This window comes from Streptomyces plumbidurans (assembly GCF_019857225.1).
GTDB lineage: Bacteria > Actinomycetota > Actinomycetes > Streptomycetales > Streptomycetaceae > Streptomyces > Streptomyces plumbidurans.
This window is the reverse complement of sequence record NZ_JAFJSY010000027.1, coordinates 87,002-101,206: the sequence shown is the minus strand read 5'-3', so window position 1 is coordinate 101,206 and position 14,205 is coordinate 87,002. Positions and strand designations below refer to the sequence as shown.

Below are 14,205 nucleotides of genomic sequence, written 5' to 3'. Positions count from 1 at the left end.
TCGGCGGCGCGGGCGCGCTCGAGACAGGCCTGGGCGCGGGCTTCCGACTCGGCGCCCTCGTCGGCCAGTTCGCGCACCTTGACCTGCCAGCCCGCCCGCTCGCGCAGCCGGAAGGCGAGCCCCGCGAGGGCGTCGGCCGAGCGCCGGGCCCGCTGGGCGGCCTCCTGCCGCTCGTCGCGCGCCTGCGCGGCCTCGGCGGCGGTCTCATCGACCTCGGCCCGGATCGCACGCGCCTCGGCCAGCTCGGTCTCGGCCTCCTCGGCGAACGCGCGCGCTTCGCGCGCGGCCTGGGCCAGTTCGACGAGCCGGCCCGCCGGGCAGCCCGTGCGCCAGGAGGCCAGGCGAGCCGCCAGTTCCCGGTCCTTGCCGAGGCGCGCGGCAAGCGTCCTGATCTCCTCGTCCCGTTCGGCCGCCCGCGCGCGCAGGGCCTGCCGTTCCTCGTCGGCGGCGTGCTCGTCGTGCATGGCCGGGTTCGGCGGTACGAGGAAGACGCTGCCGTCGCCGCCGTCGCCCGAGTCCGTGGCCGGGGTGGGCGCGAGGAGGGCGGCGGCGGTGCCGACGGCCACGGTCGAGCGCGGCAGCAGGGCCGCATCTCGGAGGGTCTCGCGGGCGCGGCTGTGGGTGTCGGGATCGGTGATGATCACGCCGTCAACGAGTTCCGGCCGGGCGGCCAGCACGCGCGCGTGGTCGGCGGGGTCGACGGCCTGGGCGAGGTAGCGCCAGCCGGGCAGTGCCGGGATGCCGTGCTCGCCGAGGAACTCCACGGTGGCCAGTACGTCCGGGCCGGGCGGCAGCAGCCCTCCGTCTCCGAGCGCGCCGAGGATCCGGGCGTCGTCGGCCGCGGCGGTGCGCAGTTCGAAGAGCTGCCGTTCGGCGGACGAGACGGAGTCGTCGAGCAGTTCGCGCAGTTCGTCGGCGAAACGGTCGAGCTCCTCGGGGGTCAGCGCCGCCTGGTCGCTCTCGGTCTCCTGCCGGGGCCGTGGGACGGTGGTGGGTCGGTCGGCGCCGGAGACGCTCAGCAGTTCGGCGAGCCGCTCCTCCGCGGCCAGCGCTTCGGCGATGCGGCGCTCGGCCTCGTAGGACCGCTCGGCGGCGGTGGCCGCGTCCGCCGCGCGAGCCGCCGTCAGCTCGGCACGGGACTCCGTGGAGGCCGCCTCGCGCGCGTGCTCCGCGGCCCGGTGCGATGCCTCGCGCGCCGTGTCCCAGGCGGCGACCGCCGTCTTCTCGGCGTCGCTGGCCGCGAGGGCGGCGCGGGCCGGGTCGGCGTCGGGCGCGCTGTCGTCGAGCCATCCCGCGCGCACCGCCTCGGCCGTCTCCTGCTCGACCTCGGTCAGGCGCTGGCGCAGATGCCCGACCTCGCTGCGGGCCCGCTGCGCCTCCGTGGCGGCGGCGGTCGAGTCACGGTAGGCGGCCTCGCCGGCTTCCTGCAGTGCGGCGGACCGCTCCTCCTCCTCGTTGGCGAGGCTCTCGGCGCGCTCCGCGGCCGCGTGGAGGGCTCGGACGAGATCGACGGCGGCCTTGGTGCGGGCGGCGAGGGCGGGGGCGGCATCCCGCTCGGCCTCCTGGATCGCGGCGGTCACGCGCGCGACCCGGTCGGCGGCGGCGCGGTGGCGCAGCACCGCCTCGGCGGCCTGCCAGGCGGAGTGCAGGGTGCGCGCGTCGGCGAGTTCGCGCTTCTGTGCCGCGGCGGACTTCTCGGCGGCGCCGAGCGCCAGGGAGGCGTTGCGGTAGGCGAGTTCGGCGGCGATCAGGGCGCTGCGCTCGCGGGCCGACTCGGAGTGGGTGACCGCGTAGGCGGCCGCAGTGACGCGCTGGGCGAGGTCGGCGGCCCTGCCCCGCTCCTGCACGCCGCGCGCGGACAGCCGGCGGGCCAGGGCGCGCGTACGCCGTTCGGCGGCGGTGTGGATGTCACGCGCGCGTGCGCGGGCCTCGGCGGCCTCGACGATGCGTCCGAGCAGGTCCACCGACCCTGCGGTGAAGTCCCGTTCGGCGATCAGTTCGGCACGTCGGCCGAGCTTGTTGCCGAAGCCGCCGACCAGGTCGGCGAGGCCGTCGGTGTCCCGGGTGTCGGTGACGGCGCGCAGCAGCAGGTCGGTGAAGTCGGAGTCCTTCTTGACCGCGAAGAGGCCGGCCGCCTCGCCCTCGTCGGCGTTCATCTCCCGCTGGTAGCGGAAGAGTTCGGGGTCGAGACCGAGGTCGCCGAGGTGCTCGATCCACCGGTCGTGGATCTCCTCCCAGTGCACTTCCAGGTGGGGGTACGCCTTGCCCGCCTCGGTGAGGGCGTCTCGGAAGCCCTTCATGGTGCGCCGGCGGCCCTGTGCGCCCGACTGGCCCTCGGTGACGGGCCGCACGGCGGTGGCCTCGGCGACGGGCAGGTTGTCCAGGGCCAGGCCGGGGCCGGGCCGGAAGGAGTACCAGGCCTCGGCGAACTTCCGTGGGTCGTTGGAGACCTGCCGCCCGCGCCACTCGCTGACCTTGCCGACGACGACACACTCGCCGGTCAGCGTGTGCTGCCATTCCAGGGCCACGTGCCCGCAGTCGTCGGCGAGCAGGAACTTGCGCAGCACGCCCGAGCTGGCGCCGCCGAGGGTGTTGCGGTGACCCGGCAGCATCACGGAGAAGATCAGCTTGAGCAGCACGGACTTGCCGCCGCCGTTCTCCAGGAAGAGCACGCCGGCGGGTGCGGGGCGGCGGGGCGGGCCGGACGGCTCCTCCTCGAAGAACTCCGCCTGGGTGGGCGCGGGGTCGGGTACGGGTTCGCCGACGCCGCGCAGGTCAAGCACGGTGTCGGCGTAGCGCGCACCGGCGGGGCCGATGGAGTAGAGGCGGACCCGGGACAGCTCGTACATGGCGGACTCTCGTAAGTCTTCGGCAGGTGGGGGACGTTCAGGAGCGGGACGAGTGGAACGGCAGTCCGGCGTCGGCGGCCAGGTCCAGGTCGTCGGTGTCCTGGGCGGGCAGCAGGGTCGGTGTGCCGTCGGTGACCGGGACGACGCCCAGTTCCAGCAGCTCGGCCATCGCGGCGCTGCCCGCCATGTCCCGGACCTGGAGCTGGTAGCGGGAGGTCGTGCGGTACGTACCGCCGTTGTCGTCGCCGGTGCGCTGCAGGAAGCCGGAGTCGGTCAGGAACGCCGCGGCCTTGCCGACGATGCCGGTGGTCGAACCGGCCAGTCTGCGGGCGTCCTTGGTGGCGCCGGTCGCGCTGCGTCTGACCCAGATCCGCCACGCGGCCTCCAGGCCGGGTGCGTCGGTGGCCGGATCGGTGTTGTCGCCGTGCTGCTCCGCGCGCTCCTCCAGACGGCGGCAGGCCTGTCGTACGAAGGTGTCGACGCCGTTGACGGAGACGCGGCCGATGTATCCGTCGTCGGCCAGGTCCTCGGGGCGCGGGAACGCCATGGCGGCGATGGCGAGATGGGCCAGGCCGTGCAGGAAGCGGTCACCGCCGTCGGCGGACGTACGACGGGCGTAGTCGCCCATGCGGACGGCGAACACCGAGTCCTCGGCGGCCGTGACGGCCATGCCCGCGCGCGGGGAGACCTCCAGCACCACGAGTCCGAGCCCGGTGGCCACGGCGTCGGCGAGCCGTGCGAACGGAGGGTCCTCGCGGTAGCGGCGCAGCAGCTCGGCGTACTCCTGGTCCCGCGCGGGCTGCAGCTTGGGCTGCAGGCCGAACGCGACCAGGCGCGCGGCGTCGGCGGTGTCGGCCGGCGTGACGGGGGCGGCGGCCGGCGGCGCCGCACCGCTGTCCGGCTCGCTCCACTCGACGTGCTCGGTCACGGCTGTCGCTCCTTGCTGCATTCACACTTGTCCGTACGCTGCCCGAAGCCGTTCACGCCGCCTCCGTCCTGTCGGCCGCCATCCCTGCCGCGTCCAGCAGTGCGGTGCCGACGATGAGGTCGGCGCCGCCGAACTCGGGGTCGTCCAGCTCCGTCCCGTCGTCCACGGCGAACAGCAGCTTCTCCTCGCCCTGGCGGTAGGCCGTGCCCACGGGCGGGCTGGCCGCGTGCACGGCCAGCAGGGCGACCAGATACGGCAGATCGGGGTCGCGGCGGCGCGCTTCGGCCAGCAGCCCCGACAGCCGGCGCGGCGCGTCCGCCGGCAGATCCAGCAGCTCGGTGGCCGCTGCCAGCTGCTCCTCGCTGAACCGGCTGTCGTCCGGTGTGGCGATGAGGTCCGGCTCCGGCATCTCCGCGCCCAGGTGTTCCCGCTCCACCGGAGGGGTCAGCAGGATGTCGACCAGGTCCGACACCCGGACGGACACCGGTGTGCGCAATCCCGTCCCGCGCGCGAAGAACGCGTCCGTGACGTGGACGGCCTGCTCCAGCGGCAACGGCAGGGCGGGGGCGAGGAGATGGCCGTAGAGGTCGATCCCGGACGAGGCCAGGGGTGTGGCGAAGGCCTGCCGGTCCTGTTCGGCGCGGAACAGCGGGCCGGCCTCCAGGAGCCGTGACTGCAGCTGTGTGTGCCTGCGGATGCAGTCCTTCACGATGTCCACGAGCTCGGCCGCTCGCCGCTTGTGCTCGGCGTCCTCGGTCTCGTCGCGGGCCTTGCGGATGTTGGTGAGGATCGCGTTCTCGTGGCGGTAGCGGTCGGCCACGTGGTCCAGGGCCTCGGCGATCATGTCCGGCACGGCGTTCAGCCAGTCCACCGCCCGGACGTTGCGGCGGGTCGCGTCGAGGGCCCGGCGCAGGCTCTCCGAATACTGCACCGTGCGGTAGCGGGCTTGTTCGGCCGCGAGCTGGGCGTCGGCGAGGCGGCCCCTGTTGATCAGGACCTCCAGCTTGACCTCGGCGGCGATCTGGGCGCTGGTGACGTCCGTGTCCAGGGCGCCGACCAGGACGTTGACCGCCTCGTCCGTCGTGCGGAGGTAGACGGTGCCGCCGGGGCCCGGCACTTCCTCGATCAGTTTGAAGTCGTAGTCACGGCGGACGTAGCTGCCGTCGGTGGTGAAGGTGCCGTAGACCGCCCTGAAGCCTCGGTCGACGCTGCCGACGTTGATCAGGTTCTCCAGCACCCAGCGGGCGACGCGCTCGTGCTCGGCGACGGGCCGCTGCGGGGCCTGGGCGGCGATGCGCGGGATGAGCCGGGCCACTATCTGGTCGTGGTCGGCGCCCGTGTCGAAGTCCATGTTGAGCGTGACCAGGTCGATGGCGGCGAGGGCCACCTCCGCCATGCCGTAGACCGAGTACTCCCCCGCGAGGTTGGCCTTGCGGGTGTCGAGGTCGTGCAGCGGTGCGGTGCAGGCGAGCGCGCGCAGGCGGCGCGCCAGTCCCTCGTCGGCGGCCGGGCCCGGTGCGGGGCGCGGCCCCGCGCTGAGCTGGGGCGGAACACGGTCCGTCGGAGCAGGCGAAGTCACGGTGCACAGACTAGGTCCTGGGTCTGACAACGACCCAAACGGCACGGATCGCCGCCCGGCGGCCGGGCGGGCGACCAGCGGTGGTGAGCCGTTGTTCAGAGGAGGGCTTCGCCCTCTCCGACCCTTCTGCGGTAGACGTCGACGACGCGCTCCAGGGAGTCGTCGAGGTAGATGGCGAGCATCTCCTCGGCCGCCGAGCGGTCGCCCGCCTGCAGGGCCTGGAGGATCTGGCGGTTGCGGGCGAGGTAGGGCTCGTGCAGGCGCTTGGGGTCGTCCACGACGTGGAAGGCGAGGCGCAGTTCGGCGAAGACGCTGCGCATCAGCTCGTCGGTCCGGGCGCTGCCGGCGAGGGCGACCAGTTCGCGGTGGAAGTGGATATTGGCCGTACCCAGTCCTTTCCAGTCACCTTCGCGCGCCGCTTTCGCGCCCTCCTCGACGACCGCGGCGAGCGCCTCCAGGTCGTAGGGCGCCTCGCCGAGGCTGCGGACGACGGCGCACTCGACGAGGCGGCGGGTGCGGTAGATGTCCTCGACGTCCTCGACGGTCAGGACCCGGACGAAGACTCCCCGGTTGAGCTCGTGGACGAGCAGGCGTTCGTGGGTGAGCAGGCGGAACGCCTCGCGCAGTGTGTTGCGGGAGACCCCCAGCGCACCGCCGATGCTGTCCTCCGACAGCCGGGTGCCGGGCGGGAAGAACCCTTCCGCGATACGGCCCCTGAGGATGTCCGAGACACGCTCGGCGGTACTGGTGCGCCCCAGGAGAGCCCGGTCGTCGGCCAGTCCGGTCAGCTGCTCTGCCATGCCCGGAATTCAATCGCAGATACAAGAACGAAACAACATGGGTATTGAAGGATCGTTGAACGATCCTCTACGTTGCTACGAACGGCGCCGCCCCCCCACCCCGAGGCGCCCGACCGCTCACGCACGGCACGGCGAACTCCTGATGCACCCTCCGTCCTCCCACTGCGAGGTGCCCATGAGCACGACCCCTTCACCGCAGGCCCTGACCGCACAGCCCGGAACGGATGAACACGCCCTCGACGACGGCGCTCTGGGCTGGCTGCGCGCCCTCGGGCCGCGTGGCCGCCGCGCCTTCGCGGGCGCGTTCGGCGGCTATGCCCTGGACTCCTACGACTACTTCACGCTGCCCCTGAGCATGGTCGCGCTGGCGGCGTACTTCGGCCTGGACAGCGGCCAGACCGGCCTCTTCACGACCGTCACGCTCGTGGTGTCCGCCGTCGGCGGCGCCCTCGCGGGGGTGGTGGCGGACCGGTTCGGCCGGGTCAGGGCACTGATGATCACGGTGGTCACCTACGCGATCTTCACCGTGGCCTGCGGCTTCGCACCCAACTTCGAGACGCTGCTGGTCTTCCGGGCCCTGCAGGGCCTCGGCTTCGGCGGCGAGTGGGCCGTCGGCGCGATCCTCGTCGCCGAGTACGCGAGCGCCCGGCACCGCGGCCGCACCCTCGGCGCGGTCCAGAGTTCGTGGGCCGTGGGCTGGGCACTGGCCGCGGTCGTCTACACGCTGGTCTTCTCGTTCGCCGGCGACGACCTGGCCTGGCGCATCATGTTCTGGACGGGCGCGCTGCCGGCCCTGCTGGTGATCTGGATGCGGCGCCGGGTGCACGACGCCCCCGAGGCGGTCGCCGTACGCGAGAAGAGCGCCCGGAAAGGCTCGTTCGCGGCCATCTTCAAGCCGGGCCTGCTGCGCGTCACGATCTTCGCCGGGCTGCTCTCCACAGGCGTCCAGGGCGGCTACTACACACTGGCCACCTGGGTGCCGACATACCTCAAGAGCGACCGTGGCCTGTCGGTGGTCGGTACCGGCGGCTATCTGACGTTCCTGATCTCCGGCGCCTTCCTGGGCTATCTGACCGGCGGTTACCTCACGGACCGGCTGGGCCGCAAGCGCAACATCTGGCTGTTCGCCCTGCTGTCGGCGATCTGCATCCTGGCGTACGCGAACATCCCGCAGGGCGCCAACACCCTGCTCCTGGTGCTCGGTTTCCCGCTCGGGTTCTGCATGTCGGCGATCTTCAGCGGCTTCGGCTCCTACCTGAGCGAGCTGTACCCGACGGCCGTGCGCGGCACCGGACAGGGCTTCACGTACAACACCGGACGCGCGGTCGGCGCCGTCTTCCCCACCACGGTCGGCTTCCTCGCCGACAGCTGGGGCGTGGGCGGGGCGCTCGTGTTCGGCGCGATCGGCTACGGCATCGCGGCCCTGGCGCTGCTGGGGCTGCCGGAGACCCGGGGGAGGGAACTGGCGTGAACCGTACGGAAGACCGGCCGCTGACCGCCGTCGACGGGCACGCGCACGCGTGGAGCCCGAAAACCGCCCGGGCCCGGTTCCGCGAAGGGCTCACCGGCCCCACCGCCGGGGTCGCGGCCGGGCACACCCAGGTCAATCTGATCTCGGTGCCGGCCGACTGGGCCTACGACACCCTGCTGTTCTGCCAGCGCAACCCCAAGCCGTGCCCGGTGCTCGACGTCACGGACGCCGGCGACGTCACGACCGTCCTCGCCGAGGGCGCGGACCTGCGCACCGATCTGCCGCGCTACCGGGTGTGGCAGGACGGTGAGTTGGTGGACGAGCCCACGGACGTACGCGCGCACTGGCGGGACGATCTGGTGTCGTTCCTCATCGGCTGCAGCTTCACCTTCGAGTGGGCGCTCGCCGGGGCGGGCGTCCCGATCCGCCACATCGAGCAGGGCCGCAACGTCCCGATGTACGTGACCAGCCGTCAGTGCCGCCCGGCGGGGCGGCTGCACGGACCGCTGGTGGTGTCGATGCGGCCGGTGCCGCCGGTGCACCTCGCGGCGGCGCTCCGGGAGAGCAGCCTGCTCCCGGCGGTGCACGGCAGCCCCGTGCACTGCGGCGATCCCACGGCGCTCGGCATCGAGGACCTCGGCCGACCCGACTTCGGCGACCCGGTGGACGCCGAACCGGACGACATCCCGGTGTTCTGGGCCTGCGGGGTGACCCCGCAGGCGGCGGTGATGGCCTCGCGCCCGCCCTTCGCGATCACCCACGCACCGGGACAGATGTTCCTGACCGACGCCCGCGACGAGCAGTACCGCGTGGCCTGACGCGCGATGCGGCACCAGGCGGTGCGACGAACAGCTCGGCGCGAACTGAGAGGAACCGAAGGAGATCCATGACCTCGATCGATCTGAACGCCGACCTCGGCGAGGGCTTCGGCCGCTGGCGGCTGACCGACGACGAGCAGCTGCTGTCCGTCGTCACCAGCGCCAACGTGGCCTGCGGCTTCCACGCCGGGGACGCCGCCACCATGCGGCGGGTGTGCGAGCTCGCGGCCGAGCGCGGCGTGCGGATCGGTGCCCAGGTCTCCTACCGGGACCTGGCGGGATTCGGGCGGCGCGCCATGGACGTGCCGCCCGCCGAACTCGCCGCCGAAGTGGCGTACCAGATCGGTGCCCTGGAGGTCTTCGCACGCGCGGCGGGCACGCGCGTGTCGTACGTCAAGCCGCACGGCGCGCTCTACAACCGCGTCGTGCACGACGAGGAGCAGGCCGCCGCGGTCGTGGAGGGGGTGCAGCTCGCCGACCCCGCCCTGCCCGTGCTCGGCCTGCCGGGTTCGCGGCTTCTGGAGTACGCCGTCAAGGCGGGCCTCGCGACGGTGGCGGAGGCGTTCGCCGACCGCGGGTACACCGCCGAGGGCACGCTCGTGCCGCGCGGCCAGGACGGCGCCGTGGTCACCGATCCGCAGACGGTGGTGGAACGCTCGGTGGGGCTGGCCCGGTTCGGCACGGTCACCTCCCACGCCGGGTCGCCGGTCGACGTACGCGCGCGTTCTCTGTGCCTGCACGGGGACACACCGGGCGCCGTGGAACTGGCCCTGCTGGTGCGGCGGCGCCTGCAGGAGTCGGGCGTGACGGTGGAGGCCTTCGCATGAGGGCACTTCCCGTGGGGGACAGCGCCCTGCTCGTCGAGGTGTCCTCCGGTCACGAGGCGCAGGCCCTGCACGCCGATCTGCTGCGTCGCCGCGCGGAAGGCCTGCTCACGGTCCGTGAGATCGTTCCCGCGGCCCGCACCGTCCTGCTCGACGGCCTCGACGACCCGGCCCGTCTGGCGTCGGAACTGACCGCCTCCGAGGTACCCCCCGCTCCCCCACGCGCGCGGGATGCGATCGAGATCCCGGTGCGCTACGACGGCCCGGACCTGGCCGAGGTCGCCGCGCACTGGGGCGTGCCGGAGCAGGAGGCGGCCCGCATCCACGCGGACGCCGAATTCACCGTCGCCTTCTGCGGGTTCGCGCCCGGCTTCGGCTACCTCACGGGTCTTCCGCGGCGCTACAACGTTCCGCGCCGGGCCACTCCGCGCACGGCCGTCCCGGCCGGTTCGGTGGCGCTGGCGGGCCCGTACACGGGCGTGTATCCGCGCTCGTCGCCGGGCGGCTGGCAGCTGATCGGGCGCACGGACGCCGTTCTGTGGGACCACGCGCGCGTGCCGGCCGCGCTGTTGTCGCCCGGCACGCGCGTGCGCTTCGTCCCGGTGGACGGCTCATGACGGACCGGGCGCTCGTCGTCGTACGGGCCGGGGCACTGACCACCGTGCAGGATCGCGGACGCCCCGGGCACGCACATCTCGGCGTGCCCCGCTCCGGGGCGCTCGACGGGCCCACCGCGGCGCTGGTCAACCGGCTCGTGGGCAACCCTCCGGAAGCAGCCGTCCTGGAGACCACCGTCAACGGCTGTGCCGTACGGCCACGTTCGGCCGTCACCGTCGCTGTCGGGGGCGCCCCCTGCCCCGTCTCGGTGGACGGACGGCCGGTCGCCTGGGGGGCTCCGGTGCGGGTGTCGGCCGGTGCGCTCCTGGACGTCGGAGCGGTCGCGTCCGGAGTGCGCGGCTATGTGGCCGTCTCCGGTGGCATCGCCGTCGAGCCGGTGCTCGGCAGCCGCTCGACGGACCTCCTCTCCGGTCTGGGGCCGGCGCCGCTCGCGGACGGCACGGTGCTGCCCCTGGGAACGCCGGCGGACGTGCACGCGCGCGTGGACGTCGCTCCGCAGCCCGCTCCCCCGGCCGAGCTGGTCCTGCGCGTGACGCCGGGCCCGCGCGACGACTGGTTCACCCCGGAGGCCCTGCGCACCTTCACGTCCCGCACGTACCGGGTGTCCTCCGCCAGCAACCGCATCGGCCTGCGCACGGAAGGACCCGCCCTCGACCGGGCCGTACCGGGCGAACTCCCCAGCGAGGGCATGGTGTTGGGCGCGGTCCAGGTCCCTCCGGACGGCCGCCCGGTGGTCTTCCTGGCGGACCACCCGACCACCGGGGGCTACCCGGTGATCGCGGTGGTCCACCCGCACGACCTCCCGGCAACAGCCCAGGCAGCACCTGGCACCCCGCTCCGCTTCATCAACAAACGTCACCACTGACGCCCTGAAGGGGCGCGGGGCCCCATCCGATATGCGGCTCCGCCGCGTGCGCGCGACCAGCCACGACGAAGCCGCACCGAGCCACTCAGGGCACCCCACTCCCACCCGACCCGCACAGCTACACCGCATCGGGCTGCTCCACCACCGACACCGCAGCCAGCGCCGCGGACACCGCGGCCGCGGCCCGCAGGTCCAGCCGCGCACTCGTCCCCCGCGCCCGGTGCCGCATCTCATCGGCGGCGAGCCGTAGCAGTTGAGGTAGTAGGTCGGTGCACCGCCGGGCGACCCACCCGGTTCCCGCCGTCGCCAGCCACAGCAGGCTCGCCGAGGTGGTGGGAGCCGGGAACTGGGGTTCGGGTGAGGGGGCCGGGCCTGCCGCCAGGTCCGCCTCCGCCAGCAACGCGTGGAAGCGCAGGGCCAGTTGCCGGTGCCCCTGCTCGCCGGGGTGCAGCCGGTCCGCGCTCCACATCGCACGGTCCGTGATCCAGTCGGCCTCGGCGGCATGCAGGTGGACGGCGCCGTAGCGGTCGGAGAGCGCGTGCACCACCCGGTTGACCGCTCGCTGCCGCCGGGCCAGTGGACGGGCCAGCGCACCCGGCAGCCCGAGCATCGAGCCGGGGTCGGGCAGACAGGCGGTGAGCAGGGTCGCGCCCTGCCCGGTGAAGGCGGCGTAGACCTTGTCGAGCCGTTCGGCGACGGCGTGGATGTCGAAGGTGCAGCGCAGGGTGTCGTTGACGCCGATGACCACGGAGGCGATGTCGGGCCTCAGTTCGAGGCCGGCCGGGGTCTGCAGTTCCAGCACCTCGCGGGTCTGTGCGCCGCTGACCGCGAGGTTGGTGAACTCGACGCGGTCCTCGGCAAGCCCGTCGGCGAGCAGCGCGGCCCAGCCGCGCCACCCGTCCCCGACGGGATCGCCCACGCCCTCGGTCAGCGAGTCCCCGAGAGCGACGAAGCGCACCGGTCTCATGCCACGCCCCCGGGAACGAAGGGACGCGCCGTCGCCGTCGCGTCGTGTGCGGCGAGGAACGCCTCCACGGCCGTGTCCCAGCCGAAGCACTCCGCACGCGCGCGTGCCGCCCCGCGCCGCTCCCGCTCGGGCAGGTCGAGGAGCATGTCCACGGCGTCCGCGAAGGCGTCCCCGTGGTCCGCCGCGACGGCCCCGGCGGAGCCGACCACCTCGGGCAGCGCGGACGAGGTGCTCACCACGACGGGTGTGGCGCAGGCCATCGCCTCCAGCGCGGCCAGTCCGAACGTCTCGGCGGGTCCGGGCGCCAGGCACACGTCGGCGGAGGCCTGGAGCGTGCCCAGGACGACGCGGTCGTGGACGTGGCCGAGGAAGGTGACCGGCAACCCGCGCTCACGCGCCCGCTGTTCGAGCCGCGGGCGCAGCGGTCCGTCCCCGGCCACCACCAGCACCGCCCGCCTGCCCCGCCGCAGCAGCGACTCCAGGGCGTCCAGCGCCGTGCCCGGCCGCTTCTCCACGGAAAGCCGGGTGCAGGTGACGAGCAGCGTCTCGTCCTCGCGCGCGTACCGTGCGCGAAGCCCCGGGTCGCGCAGCGCGGGGTGCCGCTGCACGAGGTCGACGCCCAGAGGAGCGCGTACGACGTTGCGGGCTCCGATCCGCACGAACTCCCGCTCGGCGAACTCGGTGGTGCACACCACGCGCGCGTACGTGTGTGCCGTACGCACGTTGAGGGCGTCGGCGGTGCGCCGGGCCGCACCCTCCGGCAGGCCCCAGGTGCGCAGGACGCCGTCTGCGGTCTCGTGGGAGACCATCACGGCGGGCACGCGGGCACGTCGCGCCCACTTGCCGGTCCAGCGCAGGGTCGTACGGTCGGAGACCTCGAGCCGGTCCGGCTCCAGCTCCTCCAGGACCCGTGCCACGCGCCGCTTGTCGGTGAGGACGCGGTAGCCGCCCGTGCCGGGCAGCAGCGGCCCGGGCAGGGTGATGACGCGCCCCTGCTCGGTGTCGCGGTCGTCGGCGCGCTCGCCGGGCACGATCAGCACGGGCTCGTGCCCGGCCGCCCGGAAGCCCTTGCCCAGTTCGCGCAGGGCGGTGCGCAGACCGCCGGAGGCGGGGGCGACGAAGTTCGCCAGGCGCACGATCCGCAGGGAGCTCATGCCGCCACCGCCGTCTTCCTGCGCGCGGCGAGCACATCCGCGTAGTGCCCGATCAGCTGATCGCCCACCGCCGCCCAGGTGCGTCCCTCGACCGTGGCGCGCGCGGTGGCGCCGAAGGCGGCCCGCCGGGCCGGGTCGGCCATCAGGGACCGCACGGCCTCGCGTACGGCGTCGGCGTCGCGGGGCGGCACCAGCAGCCCGGTGCGCCCGTGGGCGACGAGATCGAGGGGGCCGCCGACGGCCGGCGCGACCACGGGGAGGCCGCTCGCCATGGCCTCCTGCACGGTCTGGCAGAAGGTCTCGAAGGGCCCGGTGTGGGCGAACAGGTCCAGCGAGGCGTAGATCCGGGCGAGGTCGTCACCGGTGCGGCGGCCGAGGAAGACGGCGCCCGGCAGGGCCTCGGACAGGCTGGGCCGGCTCGGGCCGTCGCCCACGACGACGACCTTGACGCCGTCGAGCCCGCACACGCCGGCCAGGAGCTCGATGTGCTTCTCGGGTGCGAGCCGGCCGACGTATCCGACGATCAGCTCGCCGTTCGGGGCGAGTTCACGGCGCAGGGACCCGTCGCGCAGCTCGGGGCGGAAGCGGGCGGTGTCCACGCCGCGGGGCCAGAGCTTGACCCGGGGCACGTCGTGGGCCTCCAGGTCGCGCAGCGAGGCGCTGGAGGGGGCGAGGGTGAGGTCGGCGGCGGCGTGCACGGAGCGGATGCGCCGCCAGGCCGTCGCCTCGCCGGCGCCCATGTAGGTACGGGCGTATCCGGCCAGGTCCGTCTGGTAGACGGCGACGGCCGGCACGCCGCACCGGGCGGCGACCGCCATGCCGCGGACGCCGAGGACGAAGGGGCTGGCCAGGTGGACGACGTCGGGCCGGTGCCCGGCGACTGCCGCGGCCAGGCGGCGGCTGGGCAGGGCGACCCGGACCTGGGGATAGCCCGGGAGCGGTAGGGAGGGGACTCGGACGACGGGGCACGGCGCCTGGGCGTCGGGCCCGGTACCGGCGCGGCCGACGAGTGCGGTGCTTGCCGGAGCGACGACGAGGGGGAGGTGACCGCGATCTGCGAGGTGCCGGGCGGTCTGGAGCGCGCAGTGGGCCACGCCGTTCACGTCGGGGGGAAAGGATTCGGTCACGATGACGACACGCATACCCGTGTTCTCGCCGCACTGGACGTGCCCGCGTCAACGTGGATCTATGCGAACGATGAACGTCCCGTGAGCGTTCCCGCGCACACCCGAGCAGGTCAGGCCGTGTCCATGACCGCCTGACCCGCGGGTCACCCGCTGTTCATCCGGTCACCGTGCCGCCGCCCGGTGCCGCTCAATACCGCCCGGTGCC

12 protein-coding genes are annotated in these 14,205 nt (G+C 73.8%); 5 read left to right on the top strand and 7 right to left on the bottom strand.

Features of this window, described 5'->3' with window-relative positions; translation table 11 throughout:
• From JYK17_RS19360 to JYK17_RS19345, 4 genes are all read right to left on the bottom strand, one after another.
• Positions 1 to 2,849: coiled-coil domain-containing protein (locus JYK17_RS19360; protein WP_504739976.1), on the bottom strand; the 2,849-nt coding region annotated here is incomplete at its 3' end.
• A 37-nt stretch (positions 2,850 to 2,886) separates the two neighbouring features.
• Entirely contained in the window at positions 2,887 to 3,777 is an 891-nt protein-coding gene (locus JYK17_RS19355; protein WP_108011186.1) for a hypothetical protein, read from the bottom strand.
• 52 nt (positions 3,778 to 3,829) lie between these two features.
• Positions 3,830 to 5,356 (bottom strand): hypothetical protein, encoded by a 1,527-nt coding sequence (locus JYK17_RS19350; protein WP_108011188.1) that lies wholly within the window; start codon positions 5,354 to 5,356, stop codon positions 3,830 to 3,832.
• A 95-nt stretch (positions 5,357 to 5,451) separates the two neighbouring features.
• A complete protein-coding gene (locus JYK17_RS19345) occupies positions 5,452 to 6,156 on the bottom strand; it encodes a GntR family transcriptional regulator (RefSeq protein ID WP_108011190.1) in 705 nt (234 codons plus the stop codon).
• Positions 6,157 to 6,331: 175 nt separating this feature from the next.
• Here JYK17_RS19345 and JYK17_RS19340 point away from each other — a divergent pair, with 175 nt between their 5' ends.
• The 5 genes from JYK17_RS19340 to JYK17_RS19320 all read left to right on the top strand — a co-directional run bounded on the left by JYK17_RS19340 (position 6,332) and on the right by JYK17_RS19320 (position 10,752).
• Entirely contained in the window at positions 6,332 to 7,627 is a 1,296-nt protein-coding gene (locus JYK17_RS19340; protein WP_108011192.1) for an MFS transporter, read from the top strand.
• Positions 7,624 to 8,445, top strand: coding sequence for a putative hydro-lyase (locus JYK17_RS19335; RefSeq protein ID WP_108011194.1), 822 nt, complete (start codon positions 7,624 to 7,626; stop codon positions 8,443 to 8,445). The genes JYK17_RS19340 and JYK17_RS19335 overlap by 4 nt, the downstream gene beginning before the upstream one ends.
• A 68-nt stretch (positions 8,446 to 8,513) precedes the next feature.
• Complete coding sequence (locus JYK17_RS19330; RefSeq protein ID WP_108011196.1) at positions 8,514 to 9,272, top strand: LamB/YcsF family protein; 759 nt, start codon at positions 8,514 to 8,516, stop codon at positions 9,270 to 9,272.
• Positions 9,269 to 9,886: a 5-oxoprolinase subunit PxpB gene (pxpB, locus tag JYK17_RS19325; protein ID WP_108011198.1), complete on the top strand. Its 618-nt coding sequence runs from the start codon at positions 9,269 to 9,271 to the stop codon at positions 9,884 to 9,886. Before JYK17_RS19330 ends, pxpB begins: the two co-directional genes overlap by 4 nt.
• Positions 9,883 to 10,752 carry a 5-oxoprolinase subunit C family protein gene (locus tag JYK17_RS19320; RefSeq protein ID WP_108011200.1) on the top strand — a complete coding sequence of 290 codons (870 nt, stop codon included), beginning with the start codon at positions 9,883 to 9,885 and terminating at the stop codon, positions 10,750 to 10,752. Before pxpB ends, JYK17_RS19320 begins: the two co-directional genes overlap by 4 nt.
• A 118-nt stretch (positions 10,753 to 10,870) precedes the next feature.
• Here JYK17_RS19320 and JYK17_RS19315 read toward each other — a convergent pair whose 3' ends face one another.
• From JYK17_RS19315 to JYK17_RS19305, 3 genes are read right to left on the bottom strand one after another with little or no spacing between them, the layout of a single operon-like run.
• Positions 10,871 to 11,719 (bottom strand): SGNH/GDSL hydrolase family protein, encoded by an 849-nt coding sequence (locus JYK17_RS19315; RefSeq protein WP_108011202.1) that lies wholly within the window; start codon positions 11,717 to 11,719, stop codon positions 10,871 to 10,873.
• Complete coding sequence (locus JYK17_RS19310; RefSeq protein ID WP_108011204.1) at positions 11,716 to 12,873, bottom strand: glycosyltransferase; 1,158 nt, start codon at positions 12,871 to 12,873, stop codon at positions 11,716 to 11,718. Before JYK17_RS19310 ends, JYK17_RS19315 begins: the two co-directional genes overlap by 4 nt.
• Positions 12,870 to 14,015, bottom strand: a complete 1,146-nt coding sequence (locus JYK17_RS19305; RefSeq protein WP_108011206.1) for a glycosyltransferase family 4 protein — start codon at positions 14,013 to 14,015, stop codon at positions 12,870 to 12,872. The genes JYK17_RS19310 and JYK17_RS19305 overlap by 4 nt, the downstream gene beginning before the upstream one ends.
• Positions 14,016 to 14,205 lie beyond the last annotated feature (190 nt).